Below are 17,178 nucleotides of genomic sequence, written 5' to 3'. Positions count from 1 at the left end.
GTTGCAGAGATTCAGGTAACGACTAAAACAGCTATTCAGGAGTCAACATGAATTCTTCAAGCATTAATACTGTTCAGGCGATCACTCCAGAGACTCGCGACATCCACACTGCATTTCGCTCGGTGGTAACCCCACATATCAGCGATAACATGGGGCGTTACATTGGGGTTCGAGGTCTTAATCGCTACAATAAAACGGGAAAAATGGTCGGGAGCGCGCTGACTGTTAAGACCCGCCCAGGTGACAATCTCTACATCTACAAGGCATTGACGTTGCTCGAGCCTGGCCACGTGCTTGTTGTGGATGCTCAGGGTGACACCACCAACGCCGTGATTGGCGAACTCATCAAACTCTACGCTTTACAGCGGGGCTGTGTAGGTTTTGTCGTAAACGGTGCAATTCGCGATGTCGCAAGCTTTGAAGACACCCCGTGTTATGCCCGTGATGTGGTGCATTGTGGTCCCTATAAAACGGGTCCAGGGGCAGTCAACGTTCCGGTATCCATTGGCGGGATGATCGTAAACCCGGGAGACATCATCGTCGGCGATGAGGATGGAATTGTCGGCTTTCCCGCGTCGGCCGCAGACCACCTGCTTGCCATGGCCCGCACGCATCAAGCCGCCGAGGATCGCGTAAAGGCAGAAATCGCAACGGGGGCATTCAACCAGTCGTGGATTGAAAGTGTCTTGATCAAGGCCAATCTTGCTTAAACACGAAAGGTCGGTAACAGGAGGCAGTCACCATCGGCCCCTCGATACAATAAAGTTATACTTGACGTGTATCTCTGGCATTTACCTTCAATGCGCCAGCTAGAGCGCCTTGGCATAGCTGCTATTCATCACGAGCCATACCACGCGCTGCGTGGCAATGGTAGTTTGAATCCGTCATATGTCAAAATAACAACAACAGGATACGGCAATGATCACAGCTACCAGCAAACACCTTCTATTGCTAAAAAAAGACACCACGCTGGCCACCAAAGTAAAACCAGAGTCAGATAAGTATTGCCAACAATACTGGGCACTCTCCTATAAGCCTCGCGCCAAAAAAATAGCATTTCACTCACATCATTAAAGCCTGCCAAAAATTAAGTAGAATCGATGCTGGCAAACTCGGCGTGTCCAATTGCCGTATTAGCTGGCGCATGGGTCTAGAAGAACCCGTTAAGTTAATTTGAGGATTTCCTGATGCGTATGTTCACTAAACTGTTGAGCGCCGCGATTGCAGCAGCCATCATCAGCCCATCATTAATGGCGGCTGAACTCACCGGCACGCTTAAAAAAATCAAAGAGTCGGGCACCATTACGGTCGGCCACCGCGACTCATCGATCCCCTTTTCCTACATCGCGGACGCCTCCGGGATGCCGATCGGCTATTCCCAAGACATCCAACTTAAAATTATCGAGTCCATCAAGAAAGAGTTAGGCATTCCCAACCTGAAAGTGAAGTACAACCTGATTACCGCCCAGAACCGCATCCCCCTGGTTCAGAATGGCACCGTAGACCTGGAGTGTGGTTCGACGACAAACAATGCAGAACGCGCACAACAGGTTGACTTCTCAGTAGGCATATTTGAAGTAAGCACTCGTCTGTTGTCCAAGAAAGACTCCGTCTACCAAGACTTTGACAACCTGAAAGGCAAGAACGTGGTCACCACCGCCGGGGGTACATCCGAGCGCCTGCTTAGGGCGATGAACGCTGAGAAGCAGATGGGTATGAACATCATCTCGGGGAAAGACATCGGCGAGTCATTCCAAATGTTGGAGACCGGTCGTGCCGCTGCATTCATGCAGGACGATGCCCTGTTGGCAGGTGAAAGAGCCAAAGCCAGGAATCCCGGTGAATGGGCAGTCACAGGCACCGCGCAATCACAGGACATGTACGGCTGTATGATGCGCAAGGGGGACGAACCTTTCAAAAAAGTGGTGGATGACACGATTAAAGCCATCTTCTCCTCGGGTGACATCAACGCTATTTATGATAAATGGTTTAATCAGCCCATCCCCCCGAAAGGCCTGAACCTTAACTTCCCCATGAGTCTTGAACTCAAAGAGCTCATTGCCAACCCTGTCGACAAGCCTGCACCTGCCGCAACTCTTTAACTACCTCATTGATCTGCTCATGTCCGCCAAACGTGGACATGAGGCATGTTGCATGCACAAAAATATATGTTTGGAAGGTGTTTTCTATGAATTACAACTGGGATTGGGGCGTATTCTTAAAATCCACTGGAGTGGGACATGAAACTTATTTCAATTGGTTTATTTCAGGTCTGGGCTGGACCATTGCGATTGCAGTAGTAGCCTGGATGATAGCGTTGCTGTTGGGCTCAGTGCTCGGTGTCATGCGAACCGTGCCAAATCGTATCGTGTCGGGCATTGCCAGCCTGTATGTGGAGGTGTTCCGAAATGTCCCACTTTTAGTACAACTATTTATCTGGTATTTCCTGGCACCTGATCTGCTGCCTGAGCACCTGCAGGAGTGGTACAAGCAGGACCTGAACCCGACCACCTCGGCCTACTTGAGCGTCGTCGTATGCCTCGGTCTTTTCACGGCCGCTCGTGTCTGTGAACAAGTCCGTACAGGCATTCAGGCGCTGCCAAAAGGCCAGGAATCCGCGGCCCGCGCCATGGGTTTCAAGCTGCCGCAAATCTACTGGAACGTGCTGCTGCCCCAGGCTTACCGGATCATCATTCCGCCGCTTACCACCGAGTTTCTGGCCGTGTTCAAAAACTCATCGGTGGCTTCGCTGATCGGCCTGATGGAACTGCTGGCGCAAGCCAAACAAACAGCTGAATTCACCGCCAACCTGTTCGAAGCCTTCACCCTGGCCACGCTGATCTACTTCACCTTGAACATGGGCCTGATGCTGCTCATGCGCAAAGTCGAGAAGAAAGTCGCCGTACCCGGCCTGATTTCCATAGGTGGTAAATGATGGAATTCGATTTCAGCGACATCACTTCTGCCCTTCCCGGCTTGTTGAACGGCATGGTCATGACCTTGCGACTGATGGCGATGGGCGTCGTCGGAGGGATCATCCTCGGCACGATCCTGGCATTGATGCGCCTGTCCCACAGCAACGTGTTGTCGCGCATTGCCGGCACCTACGTGGACTACTTCCGTTCCATCCCACTGCTGCTGGTCATCACTTGGTTTTACCTGGCGGTCCCGTTCGCGCTGCGCTGGATCACTGGCGAAGACACGCCGATCGGCGCGTTCACCTCGTGTGTCGTGGCCTTCATGATGTTCGAAGCAGCGTATTTCTGCGAGATCGTCCGGGCTGGCGTGCAGTCGATTCCCAAGGGCCAGATGGGCGCTGCCCAGGCACTGGGCATGACTTACGGCCAGATGATGCGCCTGATCATCCTGCCGCAAGCGTTTCGCAAGATGACCCCACTGCTGCTTCAACAAAGCATCATTCTGTTTCAGGACACCTCGCTGGTTTACACCGTTGGCTTGGTGGACTTCCTCAACGCCTCTCGTTCGAGTGGCGACATCATCGGTCGCGCCAATGAATTCCTGATCGTTGCGGGCCTGGTGTATTTCACTATCAGCTTTGCCGCCTCGCGGGTGGTCAAGCGTCTACAAAGAAGGTTCGCTGTATGATTTCTATCAAGAACGTCGACAAATGGTATGGAAACTTCCAGGTGCTTACGAATTGCAGCGCTGAGGTCAAAAAAGGCGAAGTGATCGTGGTGTGCGGGCCGTCCGGTTCCGGCAAATCCACCCTGATCAAATGCGTGAACGCCTTGGAACCGTTCCAGAAAGGCGACGTGATCGTCGATGGCACGTCCATCGCCAACCCGAAGACCAACCTGCCGAAACTGCGTTCGCGCGTGGGCATGGTGTTCCAGCATTTCGAACTGTTCCCGCACCTGACCATCACCGAAAACCTGACCATCGCGCAGATCAAGGTGCTGGGCCGCAGCAAGGAAGAAGCCAACAGGAAAGGCCTGCAACTGCTCGAGCGCGTCGGCCTCTCCGCCCATGCCCACAAGCACCCCGGCCAACTCTCCGGCGGTCAGCAGCAGCGTGTGGCGATTGCCCGTGCGCTGGCGATGGACCCGATCGTCATGCTGTTCGACGAACCGACCTCGGCACTGGACCCGGAAATGGTCAACGAAGTACTCGACGTGATGGTGCAACTGGCCCACGAAGGCATGACCATGATGTGCGTGACCCACGAAATGGGCTTCGCCCGAAAAGTGGCGAACCGGGTGATTTTCATGGACCAGGGCCAGATCATCGAAGACTGCCCCAAAGAGCAATTCTTCGGCGACATCAGCGCCCGCTCCGAACGAGCGCAGCAGTTTTTGGGCAAAATTCTGCAACATTAAACGAGTGATCCTGCGTCCGACTTGTCGGGCGCAGGCCGTCGTTTTGAGCGCCGGTTCGCGGCCGATGATCACCTGCCGACCACCGTACCGCGGATAGACGCCATCTCTTCCATGATTCGCGTCGCGTGAATCAGCACGTGCCGGCCAACGTCGGTAATCTTCATCCTCGCCCAGTCTTCCCATCCCCCCAACCTATGCTCAATGGGCATATCTCAAAGACAAAAACGGTAGTCGTCGTTCTCCCCCAGCGCTCCCAGAATGAGTGAAAACACAAAGGCAGCACTGCTTGGGAGATAGGCATGTCAACAGAAGCTGAACAAACCGTGGGACAGGATTGGCAGGAGGACGTATTCCGCGTGCTCAAGGCCCACGACGTCAAACACGTGGTCTTCGTACCGGATGCAGGCCATTCGGCGGCGATCCGCATGTCGTACGCAGACCCGGACATCAAGGCCGTTGTCCTCACCACTGAGGAAGAAGGCATCGGCTACCTCGCCGGCGCCTGGTTGGGCGGTGAGCGCGGCGCCCTCTTGATGCAATCCAGTGGTGTCGGTAACTGCATCAACACCCTGGCCCTTCAAGTCTGTGCCGGTTTTCCGCTGTTGATGGTGGTCACCATGCGCGGTGACTGGGCCGAATTCAATGCGTGGCAGAACCCCATGGGCCAGGCCACAGAAGCCTCCCTGAACCTGATGAAAGTGATGACCTGGCGCGCGGACGTCCCGGAAGACGTCGCCCCGTTGCTGCACGGTGCCGCGACCATGGCCTTCAACGGTGATTCCGCCACTGCCTTGCTGCTCGGCCAGCGCCTGATTGGAGAAAAGAAATGGGTCAAGTAAGCGCAAACCACACCCTGTGCCGCCGTGAAGTGGTCAAGGCTTTGCTGGCCGACCGCAAAGACGTGCTGGTCGTGACCGGCCTGGGATCGGCATCCTATGACGTCATGGCGGCCGGTGACAATGATCTGAATTACTACCTCTGGGCCGCCATGGGCAGTGCGATCACGGTGGGCCTGGGCCTGGCCAATGCCCAGCCGGACAAATCGGTGGTGGTCGTCACGGGTGACGGTGAGTTGCTCATGGGCTTCGGCGCACTGGCGACCGTCGCGCTGCAAAAGCCCGCCAACTTGACCATCGCAGTGTTGGACAACGGTCACTTTGGCGAAACCGGCATGCAGGTCAGCCACGCGGGTTTTGGCATTTCCCTGGACCAGGTGGCGAAAACCTGCGGCTTCAGCTGGACTGATGAAATCCGCGACATGGAAGGCGTACACAACTTGCGCGAGCACTTTGCAACCCGCGATGGCGTCAAGCTCGCAACGATCAAGATCAAAGCGGAAAACCCGCCACGGGTGCTGCCACCGCGCGATGGTCACTACATCAAGAATCGCTTTCGCGCTGCCTTGGGCTTCAACCCGATCTGATTGCTCTATGCCGGACCCGGTCACGCAGGGCAAAAGCCGTGCGTGACGCACTGAGGAGAATAATAATGACCGACCGCAACGCTGAAGAACTCAATGCCATCCGCGAAGGCGTACGCGCCCTGTGCGCTGAATTCGATGCTGCTTACTGGCGCAAAGTCGACGAAGAAAAAGGCTTTCCGGAAACCTTCGTCAAGGCCCTGACCGACGCTGGCTGGCTGGCCGCGATGATTCCTGTCGAATATGGCGGCTCCGGCCTCGGGCTGGCCGAGGCCTCGGTGATCCTCGAAGAAGTGAACCGCTGTGGCGGTAACTCCGGCACCGTTCACGGACAGATGTACAACATGTTCACTCTGCTGCGTCATGGCAGCGAAGCGCAGAAAAGCTACTACCTGCCAAAACTAGCCAACGGGGAATTACGCCTGCAATCGATGGGCGTGACCGAGCCCACCACTGGCACCGACACCACCAAGATCAAGACCACCGCCGTACGCAAAGGCGACAAGTACGTAATCAACGGTCAGAAGGTGTGGATCTCGCGGATCCAGCATTCCGACCTGATGATCCTGCTGGCGCGCACCACGCCGTTGGCCGACGTAAAGAAAAAATCCGAAGGCATGTCGATCTTCCTCGTCGACCTGCGCGAGGCCATCGGCAATGGCATGACCGTGCAGCCGATCGCTAACATGGTCAACCACGAAACCAACGAGTTGTTCTTCGACAACCTGGAAATCCCTGCCGACAGCCTGATCGGCGAGGAAGGCAAAGGCTTCAGGTACATCCTCGACGGCCTGAATGCCGAGCGGACCCTGATTGCCGCCGAATGCATTGGTGACGGTCGCTGGTTCATCGAAAAGGCCAGCGCTTATGCCCGCGACCGTGTGGTGTTTGGGCGCCCGATCGGGCAGAACCAGGGTGTGCAGTTTCCGATTGCCGAAGCGCACATCGAAATCGAGGCGGCCGACCTGATGCGCTGGCGTGCCTGCGAGGAATACGACAGCGGCATCAACGCCGGGGCCAGCGCCAACATGGCCAAGTACCTGGCGGCGAAAGCCTCCTGGGAAGCCGCCAACGCCTGCTTGCAGACCCACGGCGGTTTTGGCTTCGCCTGCGAGTACGACGTCGAGCGCAAATTCCGTGAAACCCGCCTGTACCAGGTCGCGCCCATCTCCACCAACCTGATCATGTCCTACGTGGCCGAACACCTGCTCGAGCTGCCGCGCTCTTTCTAATAACAAGAGAGATAACACCATGAGCCAGCCCAAAGGCCTCCGCCCGCTCGATGGCATGACCGTCGTCAGCCTTGAGCACGCTATTGCAGCGCCCTTCTGTACCCGACAATTGGCCGATCTCGGCGCCCGGGTGATCAAGGTCGAACGTCCAGGAACAGGCGATTTCGCCCGGGGCTACGATCAACGTGTCAACGGTCTGGCCTCGCACTTTGTCTGGACCAATCGTTCGAAAGAAAGCCTGACCCTGGACCTGAAGCAAGATTCGGCCGCCGAGGTACTGGACCGTTTGCTGGGCACCGCCGATGTGCTCGTGCAGAACCTGGCGCCCGGTGCGGCCGCGCGTATGGGGCTGTCATTTGAGGTGCTGCACCGGCGTTTTCCGCGCCTGATCGTCTGCGACATTTCAGGCTATGGCGCCGGTGGCCCCTATGAAAAGAAGAAAGCCTACGACCTGCTGATCCAGAGTGAAGGCGGATTCCTGTCGGTCACCGGCGGCCCGGGCGAGGAAGAAATGGCCAAGGCCGGTTGTTCAATTGCCGATATCGCGGCCGGCATGTACGCCTACACCGGCATCCTGTCTGCGCTGTTGTTGCGTGAACGCACCGGTGAAGGCAGCCACCTCGATGTTTCGATGCTCGAAAGTCTGGTCGAGTGGATGAACTACCCGATGTACTACGCCTACGACGGAGCGCCGCCACCCCCTCGCGCCGGTGCTGCGCACGCCACCATTTACCCCTACGGCCCCTTCCCTGTCGGTGACGGCACCACCGTGATGCTTGGATTGCAGAACGAGCGTGAATGGCAGCTGTTTTGCGAGAAGGTGCTGCTTGCGCCCGAGTTGGCCCAAGACCCGCGTTTTTCGGCCAACTTCAAGCGGGTCGAAAACCGTCACGCGCTACGACAACTCATCGTCGAAGCGTTTTCCACGCTCAACTTCGATGCGGTGATCGATCGCCTGGACCATGCGCAAATCGCTAACGCCCGGGTGAACGACATGCAAGGTGTCTGGGACCACCCGCAGCTTCAGGCCCGTGACCGTTGGCGAGCAGTCGAAACCTCTGCCGGCCCCATTCCGAGCCTGGTCCCGCCCGGCAGTAGTAGCGCGTTCGAACCTCGCATGGATGCCGTGCCGGGCCTTGGCCAGCACACCGAACAGCTGCTCAAGGAGCTGGGACTGGGGGCCGAGCGCATTGAACAAATGCGTGCCGCCGGTGCCGTCTGACTGCAACGATCAAAGTTTTTCGAGAGAACACTGCCCAATGAAGATCCTGGTAGCTGTGAAACGCGTGGTCGATTACAACGTGAAAATTCGCGTGAAAGCGGACAGTTCCGGCGTCGATCTTGCCAACGTCAAGATGGCGATGAACCCGTTCTGCGAGATCGCCGTGGAAGAAGCCGTACGCCTGAAAGAGAACGGTATTGCGACTGAAATCGTCGTCGTCTCCGTCGGCCCGTCCACCGCTCAAGAGCAACTGCGCACCGCGCTGGCTCTGGGTGCCGACCGCGCCATCCTCGTCGAGTCCGCCGAAGACCTGACTTCCCTGGCCGTTGCCAAGCTGCTGAAGGCCGTTGTCGACAAGGAACAGCCTCAGCTGGTGATCCTTGGCAAACAAGCCATCGACAGCGACAACAACCAGACTGGCCAGATGCTCGCTGCCTTGAGCGGCTACGGTCAGGGCACGTTCGCTTCGAAAGTCGAAATCAGCGGCGACAGCGTTGCCGTGACTCGCGAAATCGACGGCGGCGCGCAGACAGTTTCCCTGAAACTGCCGGCCATCGTCACCACCGATCTGCGTTTGAACGAGCCGCGCTACGCGTCTCTGCCAAACATCATGAAAGCCAAGAAGAAGCCTCTCGAAGTGCTGACTGCGGACGCTTTGGGCGTTTCCACCGCCTCCACCAACACAACCTTGAAAGTCGAAGCGCCGGCTGCACGCAGCGCGGGTATCAAGGTCAAGTCGGTGGCTGAACTGGTCGAGAAACTGAAAAACGAAGCGAAGGTGCTTTGAGTTAAGGAGCCGGATCATGACTATCTTGGTAATCGCCGAACACGACAACAAAGTGCTGGCTCCGGCCACGCTGAACACTGTGGCTGCCGCCGCCAAAATCGGTGGTGACATCCACGTTCTGGTTGCAGGCCAGGGCGCTGGTGCCGTGGCTGAAGCTGCTGCGAAAATCGCTGGGGTGGCTAAAGTGCTGGTAGCCGATAACGCTGCCTACGCTCACCAACTGCCGGAAAACGTTGCTCCACTGGTCGCCGCTCTTGTTCAAGAAGTAGGGGGCAAGGGCTACAGCCACATCCTGGCTGCCGCCACTTCCAACGGCAAAAACATCCTGCCGCGCGTTGCCGCTGCACTGGACGTTGACCAGATCTCCGAGATCATCTCGGTAGAAAGCGCTGACACCTTCAAGCGCCCGATCTACGCCGGTAACGCCATCGCTACCGTTCAATCGAACGCTGCAGTGAAAGTGATCACCGTGCGTGCCACCGGTTTCGACCCGGTTGCCGCTGAAGGTGGTTCGGCTGCTGTTGAAGCGGTTGCTGCTGCCCACGACGCTGGTATCTCCAGCTTCGTCGGCGAAGAACTGGCCAAGTCCGATCGTCCGGAACTGACCGCTGCCAGGATCGTCGTTTCGGGCGGGCGCGGCATGCAGAACGGCGACAACTTCAAACACCTGTACGCCCTGGCCGACAAGCTGGGTGCTGCCGTGGGGGCTTCGCGCGCCGCGGTCGACGCAGGTTTTGTTCCGAACGACATGCAGGTCGGTCAGACCGGCAAGATCGTTGCTCCACAGCTGTACATCGCCGTCGGTATCTCCGGCGCGATCCAGCACCTGGCCGGCATGAAAGACTCCAAGGTGATCGTTGCGATCAACAAGGACGAAGAAGCGCCGATCTTCCAGGTGGCCGATTACGGCCTGGTAGTAGATCTGTTTGAAGCCATTCCAGAATTCACCTCGGTGGTCTGAAAGGAGTAAACGCCATGAGCAACCTTGATATTTCTGCTTGGATCGGCCGAGTCGAAGAAAGCCACGACCAGATTAGCTACAACTTGGTCAAGCGCATTGCCGCGACACTCGGCGAAGCTGCACCGCAACCTGGTGAAACGCTGCCGCCCCTGTGGCATTGGGCATTCTTCCAGGAGCCGGTTGCCGAGGACGGACTTGGCCAGGACGGCCATCCGGCGCGCGGTGGTTTCCTGCCGCCGGCGGACAACCGCAACCGCATGTGGGCAGGCAGCCGGCTAACGTTCAACCGCCCCTTGCGCGTCGAAGCCCAGGTCGATCGCCTCTCAACGATACTCAAGGTCGAGGAGAAACACGGACGCACCGGCTCGCTGCTGTTCGTCACCGTGCGCCATGAGTTTTTCCAGGAGGGTGAGTGCGCATTGGTCGACGAGCAGGACATCGTCTACCGCGAACCCACCCCACCCAAGCTTGGCGGCACCGAACCACTGGCGGCCGGTCAGTGGCGCGAGCCGGTAGTTCCCAGTGCAACATTACTGTTTCGTTATTCCGCGGTGACCTTCAATGGCCACCGGATTCACTATGACTGGCCGTACGTGACCGAGACCGAAGGGTATCCGGACCTGGTGGTGCACGGCCCGCTGATCGCCACCTTGAACCTGCGCGCGTTCTTGCGCGCACACCCTGGGGTAACCCTCAAGCGCTTCAGTTTCCGTGGTGTGCGGCCACTGATTTCGCCTCAGCCGTTCGAAGTCGGCGGCCGGGTGATCGAGCCAGGCAAGGCTGAGGTTTGGGCAGGCAATCAGGACGGCACCGCGCAGATCGGTGAAGTCGAGTTCAGCCAGGGAGAAACACCATGAGTCCATCGATTGTTCGCTCCGCCCTGTTTGTGCCGGCCACCCGTCCAGAGCGCATCCCCAAAGCCATCGCCAGCGGCGCGGACCGAGTCATTGTCGACCTGGAAGATGCCGTGCAGGAAAACCTCAAAGAGGAGGCCCGGGATAACCTTGAACGTTTCTTGAGTGAACACCCCGAAGCTCAGGTGTTGGTTCGGGTGAATGCCCCGGAGCACTGGGCGCACACTGCGGACCTGGATCTTTGCCGTCGGCATGCCGGCGTGACCGCCATTCTGCTGCCCAAAGCAGAAAGCGCGGCGCAGGTGTCCACCGCCTTTAGCACCGGTAAACCGATCTGGCCGATCATCGAGAGCGCCAAAGGCTTGGCGGCACTCAGCTCGATTGCTGGTGCGAAAGGCATTGAACGCTTGTCGTTCGGCAGCCTCGACCTGGGCCTGGATCTGAACCTGACCGCCGGCAGCCGTGCTGCCGAAGAGATTCTCAGCCACGCCCGCTACGCCGTGTTGCTCTGCACACGGGTTGCCGGACTGGCCCCGGCTCTGGACGGTGTCTTCCCCTCAATCCAGGACACCGCTGGCCTGCACAACACCGTTCAATTTGCCCGCGACATGGGCTTTGGCGGCGCGTTGTGCATTCATCCGAGCCAAGTGGCAATCATCCATCAGGCGTTAAAACCCAGCCCTGAAGAGCTTCTCTGGGCGCAACGCATTGTCGACGCAGCCCATTCAGGTGAAGGCGTGTTCGTGCTGGACGGGCAAATGGTCGATGCACCGGTCATCGGTCGCGCGCATTCCATCCTGGCGCGCGCGACTTGACTAAACGGCGAGACTTTTGTTCTGAAGCTGCACTTTCATTCACATTTCGCAGGACAGTGTCATGACTAACGTCTCCAGCCTCACCCATGCCATTTCGATCAACCCTGCCAATGGCGAGCAGATCGGCTACTACCCATTCGAGTCCGAGTCGGCACTGGAGGCTGCCCTTTCACGCGCCGCTGCCGGGTTCTCCCTCTGGCGCAGCAAACCTGCAGAAGAACGTTCGCAGTCGTTGATTACCCTAGCGAAAGCATTACGCGGCAATGCAGAAACGATGGCAAACATGATTACCCTGGAAATGGGTAAGCCCACCACACAGGCGCGCGGTGAAATTGAAAAATGTGCGCAGCTCTGCGAGTGGTACGCCGAACACGGCCCCGCCATGCTGACCGCCGAACCCACCCAGGTCGAGGGTGGTAAGGCGCGCATCGAATATCGCCCACTGGGCCCGATTCTCGCCGTGATGCCGTGGAACTTCCCCATCTGGCAGGTGCTTCGCGGCGCGGTTCCAGCGCTGATCGCTGGCAACACTTACGTCCTCAAGCATGCGCCCAACGTGATGGGCTGCGCCTATCTGCTGCAGGATGCTTTCAAACGCGCAGGCTTTGAGGAAGGTGTTTTCGAAGTCATCAATGTCATGCCGGACGGCGTCTCGACCGCAATCGCTGATCCACGCATCGCCGCGGTGACGCTCACCGGCAGTGTTCGCGCCGGCATGGCCATTGGCGCACAAGCCGGAGCAGCCTTGAAGAAGTGTGTATTGGAATTGGGCGGCTCCGATCCGTTCATTGTGCTCAACGATGCCGACCTCGACGAAGCGGTCAAAGCTGCCGTCATCGGCCGCTATCAGAATACCGGGCAAGTCTGCGCGGCCGCCAAACGCCTGATTGTCGAGCAAGGCATTGTCGAGGCGTTCACCCGCAAGTTCGTCGAAGCCACCCGCGAGTTGGTCGTCGGCGATCCATTGGCCACAGACACCTACATCGGCCCCATGGCTCGCTTCGATCTTCGTGATGAGCTGGATCGTCAGGTCCAGGAGACTCTGGAAGAAGGCGCGACATTGTTAATGGGCGGCAAGAAGGCTGAGGGCCCTGGCAACTTTTATGAGCCCACCGTATTCGCAGATGTCACCGACCGGATGACCTCGTTCAAACAGGAGTTGTTTGGGCCGGTGGCCTCGATCATCACCGCGCGCGATGCAGCCCACGCGCTAGAGCTGGCCAATAACAGTGAGTTCGGCCTCGCCTCAACCATTTACACTCGCGATGTCGAGCTTGCCCATAAGCTGGCGGGCGAACTGGAAACCGGCGGTGTGTTCATCAATGGCTATTGCGCAACCGACCCACGTGTCACCTTCGGCGGCGTGAAGAAAAGCGGTTTCGGCCGGGAGCTGTCGCATTTCGGGGTTCGCGAATTCTGCAATGCGCAAACGGTGTGGCTGGACAGATGTTGATTGTATCGACAATGCAATGTTTGCCGGCTCAATCGACATCCCAACGCTGCAACCACCTTTGAACGATAGGTATGTTCGGTCGACGGCATAATGATGAGGATTGTCGAGCAGCCGTGCACGACAATCCTCGTGATGCACTCCTCCTCTACCACTATCAAGGTGACAACTTTCCAATACATCGATTCAAAGGACAGCCAGCGCAAGGAAGCTTAGGCCCGTACAAGCCTCTAAAACGTACCTAGTGGATCTGCCCCCTCGGCCGCTAATATGTACCCCCCCCCAAGGCTGCAATCAGCTGGAGAAACTGTTTATCGCCCGATTGATGCCGCCATTCGTTGGTGTGGTCCTATGGTATACAAGGCTCAGATTCTTGAGGCCGTATGCGATTGCTCTACCTTGCTTTCCAAAACATTCCCCCAATGGCCGTGCCTCCCTGCCAACACTGCGCGCCCGGCACGCTGAACCCACGCACCTTGTTCAGGGAGGCGGCCATACTGGCGGAGGCGCGGCAGTTGATCCTGCAAGACGGCGACTGGGTCACTGCAGCGGGCTTGGCTGCACGACGGCCGCCTCATCAGCTTGAGCGACCGGAACCAGGAGTACTTTCCAGTGTTCGCGTTTGGCGACTCAACGGAACAGCGACCCACCGCCGAATTCGGCGCGGTGGTCAAAGTGCTGAGCGAAAAAAAGGACAACTGGGGCATAGCGTTCTGGTTCGCCTCGAGCAATCACCTCTTGGGAGGTGAACGCCCCAAAGACCTGCTGCGATCGACACCAGAACGCGTGCGCTGCGCGGCTGAAGAAGAGATTGCGTGGCAACTGGATGGCTAGTCCTGAGATCGTGCACGAGGCAAGCAGGTACGTTTTGGCTACCAGATAAAACCACCTGACCGAGGGCAGTTTCCTGCAGTGACGGAAACAAAAAAACTGGATGAGCGAGAGGGTGACTTACGGCGCCAGATCATCGGAACAGCCGAACCGCATCACGCAACCGAGCTGCAGCTTGCCCCGAACAATGTCTAGTTCTACCCAAAAAAACGCCTCAGCGCCCCGCGACTGACGCTCGTGAATCAACTTAGCGCACCACGGCCCTAACGTACGTCATGACAAGCCAGTAACACTATCCGTCCTTGATCGCCAGCGTCTTGGCCGGCCAAGACGGTCGTAAATCGGAGCACCGGTCAAAGGCTTCACGCGCGGCCTTACAAGACCAGCCCCTCTGCCACCTGAATCAGCATTTCCTCGACCAGGCGAGTGCCCTCGCTGGTGGAGAGCAGTGCAAAAGGTTGTTCCATCGCAACGCGTTGCTTGGGTTTGCTAAGCCAGCGTTGGGCTTTTTTGCCGTCGCCAAACACCGCCTCGGCCATTGCCGTCACATGTGCAAGACGGAACAAGCGATCACGCTCAGGCGCCGACCGCGAGCCAACCGCGTGGCCGGATAATAAGCGAAATGATCTGGTGTCTGGGTGTTGGCGCTGATGCGATTTTGATCCAGGCTGCTGATTTTGACTGACTCAAATGCTGCCTCTGAAATCACCCGCAAGGCCATCTTTTGTTGAGTACTCGGGTAGGTCAATGACTTCTGGCAGCCTGGGTCAAAATCGCATCAGCGCCAACACTGTTGCAGCAGTTGGGACTGTTTGGAGAAAATCTGGTCGCCATTGATGGCAGTAAATTCAAAGCCGTCAACAACCGCGACCGCAATTTCACCAGCGCTAAACTGAAACGGCGTATGGAAGAAATTGAATCGAGTATCAATCGTTACTGGCGGCACTTGATGCTGCCGATCGGAAAGAGCCAACAGCTTCCGAGCACAGCGCCGTGCGGCTAGAGGAGAAAATCGCCAAGCTCAAAACCCAAATGAAGGAGCTTCAATCGATCGAAATCCAGCTCAATGAATCGCCGGATAATCAGGTCTCACTGACCGATCCAGACGCCCGTTCCATGATGACGCGCGGCACAGGAATCGTTGGCTACAACGTGCAGACAGCGGTCGATACTCAGCACCATTTAATCGTTGCCCATGAAGCATTTCCTGGCTAGATCGATAACTGACCACGGGTACCGACATCTACCGGATAACTCGGCGGTGGGGTTGCAAACGAAACATCCCCCACCCTTGTGCGCATCGACGTTTGGAAGCAGTTATTCGCGAAGTTCTTCACGACTGTAGCTCGCAGCAACGCCCCACCAAATCAGCTGAACGCCATCATCGGTTTGCCCCCCCCGGCGATTCCTCGCGCTCATCCTCGTAATCAGCGAAAGGGATCGAACTGCCTGGTTGCCATGAGACTATGGCCGAAGAGCTGGATGACTGCATTGAGGTCGCTCAGGTAACGCCATCGGTGAAAGGTAGATTCAGCTTTTTGTCCCAGAGACTCGCCGCTATAGAGACCGATCATGCTGATAGAATCAGACCGCCTGCACATGACAGCCTTACGAGAACCTGCATGATCGAAAAACTGACCGAAGAAGAGATGCGCCGAGCGCTGTTTGGCGATTCAGAGCCCCTCGTTGAGGCTCCAGCCTTACCCGTGCAAAACACCAACTCAGACATCGCAACTCCACAATCAGCAAACGCGGTGGAGAAAAAGAAGATCGTGAAAGCGTTCACGCCGAGGTTAAAAGTCACGCTGCGGGTCGGCAATGAATTTGAGGGCAAGATGCATGAAATGGTCCATGAGGCGGATACGCTGAGTACGCTTCTAGCAGAGCAAGAAGCGACCAAGGTAGCCAGGAAGAAATTTCGATTTGTGGAAGTGGTTTCTGTAAAGCCGATGTAGCGTGACTTCTTAACACGCCATTATGCGTCAGCGCTTCTACCAATGACCTGGACTGCCCTTTTACAAGGCCAACCCTTCGGCTACCTGAATCAGCAGCTCCTCGACCAAACGAGTGCCCTGAGTAGTGGACAGCAGAGCAATGGGCTGTTGCCATGCAAAGCACTGCTTAGGTTTACTCAGCCAACGCTGGGCTTTTTGGGCGTCCCCAAACAGCGCCTCGGCCATGGCTGTCACATGCGCAAACCGGAACAAACGATCACTCTCGCTCAGGCTTAAGCGCTGACTGCGAGCCAATCGACTATTGAGGGTGCCTAGCGGAATAATCTGATTCAGCGCTGTCGCGCTGTATCCGCCCAACTCGCGAAGCATTTGGACTCTCTCGGCGGTGAATCCCGCCGCGATAAGCTCGTGGATCTCCTGCTCTGAAGCGTCGATGGCGATTTGCAGTGACATTTCCAGACGCAGCCGATAGTTACGGTAAACCGGTTTGGGCAGCAATTCAGCCAACATAGGTCGCCTTTTGACTTGCCATGGTCTGTTCAGCATCCAGTGACTTTCACTGCTTGAAAAGATGGGCTGCTCGCCAAGCCCTGTCAACGGCCGCACCGGACAACGTCAAATCCGCCGTGAAGGAAAAGCCGATTTGCAAGACCTCCGTTGGCCACAGCCCACCTCACCAACCAAGCATCGATGGTTGACCACAGGGATATTCATCACCAGTCGACGCTTTGTTTTTTGCTGGAGTGAACCGCCTCCGCCTCGAAGGCAATACGAGAACCAGAGGCGCGCCGTCGCTTTTTGCCCTCCATCCGCAGGATTTGTAGCGGACTGGGCCGCACCTCTTCCAACAACGAACTCAGGCGCTCCAGCTCACCGAGGGCGCGCAAAACGGCGATCAGATTGATCAAGGTGCCTTTGCCTTGATTGAGCAACACATGCAGGGTCTGACGGCTGATCGCCGCATTTTCGGCGACGGCCTCGAGGCTGATGTTCTTCTTCAACCGCAGCGTTTGCAGGTGTGCCCCGACGGTGGCGGCGAGGACTTGGTCGGATTGTGCGCGAAGTCGCATAGCGTCTGCTTTCCTAGACATTAACTGGCATATTCGTACTTTACGTCAGTAATTCTAGACAGCACAGCAAAACAGCAACCGCCGGCTCGGTGCCCCTGCTGAGTTCCGCAAACCACGGCCATATACCTCCCGGCCTGCATTGTAAGGCTCACCGCCTACACTCACTGGGCGGACATTAAGAAGCTGCCAATCGCCCCGCTTGGCCTCGGGCGTGCTGGGCATCGCGCTTTTCCGCCCGCCAACG

The 17,178-nt window shown here is 57.3% G+C and carries 18 protein-coding genes and 2 pseudogenes; 17 read left to right on the top strand and 3 right to left on the bottom strand.

What is annotated here, in order from left to right; translation table 11 throughout:
* Window positions 1–47: 47 nt before the first annotated feature.
* From KW849_RS13585 to KW849_RS13515, 15 genes are all read left to right on the top strand, one after another.
* Complete coding sequence (locus KW849_RS13585) at window positions 48–710, top strand: RraA family protein (protein WP_095966572.1); 663 nt, start codon at window positions 48–50, stop codon at window positions 708–710.
* Between the two features lie 477 nt (window positions 711–1,187).
* Window positions 1,188–2,102 carry a glutamate/aspartate ABC transporter substrate-binding protein gene (locus KW849_RS13580; protein ID WP_095966573.1) on the top strand — a complete coding sequence of 305 codons (915 nt, stop codon included), beginning with the start codon at window positions 1,188–1,190 and terminating at the stop codon, window positions 2,100–2,102.
* A gap of 86 nt (window positions 2,103–2,188) precedes the next feature.
* The gene (locus KW849_RS13575) at window positions 2,189–2,935 is read left to right on the top strand and encodes an amino acid ABC transporter permease (RefSeq protein WP_095966574.1); all 747 of its coding nucleotides are present in this window, start codon (window positions 2,189–2,191) and stop codon (window positions 2,933–2,935) included.
* Entirely contained in the window at window positions 2,935–3,606 is a 672-nt protein-coding gene (locus KW849_RS13570) for an amino acid ABC transporter permease (RefSeq protein ID WP_095966575.1), read from the top strand. The genes KW849_RS13575 and KW849_RS13570 overlap by 1 nt, the downstream gene beginning before the upstream one ends.
* Entirely contained in the window at window positions 3,603–4,337 is a 735-nt protein-coding gene (locus KW849_RS13565) for an amino acid ABC transporter ATP-binding protein (protein ID WP_095966576.1), read from the top strand. The genes KW849_RS13570 and KW849_RS13565 overlap by 4 nt, the downstream gene beginning before the upstream one ends.
* A 299-nt stretch (window positions 4,338–4,636) precedes the next feature.
* Window positions 4,637–5,176, top strand: a complete 540-nt coding sequence (locus tag KW849_RS13560) for a thiamine pyrophosphate-binding protein (RefSeq protein WP_007896342.1) — start codon at window positions 4,637–4,639, stop codon at window positions 5,174–5,176.
* The gene (locus tag KW849_RS13555) at window positions 5,164–5,760 is read left to right on the top strand and encodes a thiamine pyrophosphate-dependent enzyme (RefSeq protein ID WP_095966577.1); all 597 of its coding nucleotides are present in this window, start codon (window positions 5,164–5,166) and stop codon (window positions 5,758–5,760) included. The genes KW849_RS13560 and KW849_RS13555 overlap by 13 nt, the downstream gene beginning before the upstream one ends.
* Window positions 5,761–5,825: 65 nt before the next feature.
* Entirely contained in the window at window positions 5,826–6,989 is a 1,164-nt protein-coding gene (locus KW849_RS13550) for an acyl-CoA dehydrogenase family protein (RefSeq protein ID WP_218429850.1), read from the top strand.
* A 19-nt stretch (window positions 6,990–7,008) separates the two neighbouring features.
* Complete coding sequence (locus tag KW849_RS13545; protein WP_218429849.1) at window positions 7,009–8,211, top strand: CaiB/BaiF CoA-transferase family protein; 1,203 nt, start codon at window positions 7,009–7,011, stop codon at window positions 8,209–8,211.
* A gap of 37 nt (window positions 8,212–8,248) precedes the next feature.
* Window positions 8,249–8,998, top strand: coding sequence for an alanine racemase (locus KW849_RS13540; RefSeq protein ID WP_218429848.1), 750 nt, complete (start codon window positions 8,249–8,251; stop codon window positions 8,996–8,998).
* A gap of 16 nt (window positions 8,999–9,014) precedes the next feature.
* Window positions 9,015–9,959 (top strand): electron transfer flavoprotein subunit alpha/FixB family protein, encoded by a 945-nt coding sequence (locus KW849_RS13535; protein ID WP_218429847.1) that lies wholly within the window; start codon window positions 9,015–9,017, stop codon window positions 9,957–9,959.
* Window positions 9,960–9,973: 14 nt separating this feature from the next.
* Window positions 9,974–10,816: a MaoC family dehydratase N-terminal domain-containing protein gene (locus tag KW849_RS13530; protein WP_095966582.1), complete on the top strand. Its 843-nt coding sequence runs from the start codon at window positions 9,974–9,976 to the stop codon at window positions 10,814–10,816.
* Entirely contained in the window at window positions 10,813–11,628 is an 816-nt protein-coding gene (locus KW849_RS13525; protein WP_218429846.1) for a CoA ester lyase, read from the top strand. The genes KW849_RS13530 and KW849_RS13525 overlap by 4 nt, the downstream gene beginning before the upstream one ends.
* A 61-nt stretch (window positions 11,629–11,689) precedes the next feature.
* The gene (locus KW849_RS13520; protein ID WP_218429845.1) at window positions 11,690–13,081 is read left to right on the top strand and encodes an aldehyde dehydrogenase family protein; all 1,392 of its coding nucleotides are present in this window, start codon (window positions 11,690–11,692) and stop codon (window positions 13,079–13,081) included.
* A 609-nt stretch (window positions 13,082–13,690) separates the two neighbouring features.
* Window positions 13,691–13,912: a hypothetical protein gene (locus KW849_RS13515; protein WP_218429844.1), complete on the top strand. Its 222-nt coding sequence runs from the start codon at window positions 13,691–13,693 to the stop codon at window positions 13,910–13,912.
* A gap of 371 nt (window positions 13,913–14,283) precedes the next feature.
* Here the strand turns inward: KW849_RS13515 and KW849_RS13510 are convergent.
* Window positions 14,284–14,487, bottom strand: a pseudogene (locus tag KW849_RS13510) (antitoxin Xre/MbcA/ParS toxin-binding domain-containing protein); the annotation flags it as partial.
* A gap of 212 nt (window positions 14,488–14,699) precedes the next feature.
* Between KW849_RS13510 and KW849_RS13505 the strand changes: the two are divergent.
* Window positions 14,700–15,109: pseudogene (locus tag KW849_RS13505) on the top strand (IS5/IS1182 family transposase); the annotation flags it as partial.
* Between the two features lie 422 nt (window positions 15,110–15,531).
* Window positions 15,532–15,864, top strand: a complete 333-nt coding sequence (locus tag KW849_RS13500) for a hypothetical protein (protein ID WP_218429842.1) — start codon at window positions 15,532–15,534, stop codon at window positions 15,862–15,864.
* A gap of 60 nt (window positions 15,865–15,924) precedes the next feature.
* Here KW849_RS13500 and KW849_RS13495 read toward each other — a convergent pair whose 3' ends face one another.
* Both KW849_RS13495 and KW849_RS13490 read right to left on the bottom strand, forming a co-directional pair.
* Window positions 15,925–16,374, bottom strand: coding sequence for an antitoxin Xre/MbcA/ParS toxin-binding domain-containing protein (locus KW849_RS13495; RefSeq protein ID WP_218429841.1), 450 nt, complete (start codon window positions 16,372–16,374; stop codon window positions 15,925–15,927).
* 203 nt (window positions 16,375–16,577) lie between these two features.
* Window positions 16,578–16,934 carry an XRE family transcriptional regulator gene (locus KW849_RS13490; protein WP_218429840.1) on the bottom strand — a complete coding sequence of 119 codons (357 nt, stop codon included), beginning with the start codon at window positions 16,932–16,934 and terminating at the stop codon, window positions 16,578–16,580.
* Window positions 16,935–17,178 lie beyond the last annotated feature (244 nt).

Origin of the sequence: Pseudomonas sp. PDM26 (assembly GCF_019219185.1) — a bacterium.
Classification (GTDB): domain Bacteria; phylum Pseudomonadota; class Gammaproteobacteria; order Pseudomonadales; family Pseudomonadaceae; genus Aquipseudomonas.
This window is presented reverse-complemented; position numbering and strand designations above follow the sequence as displayed.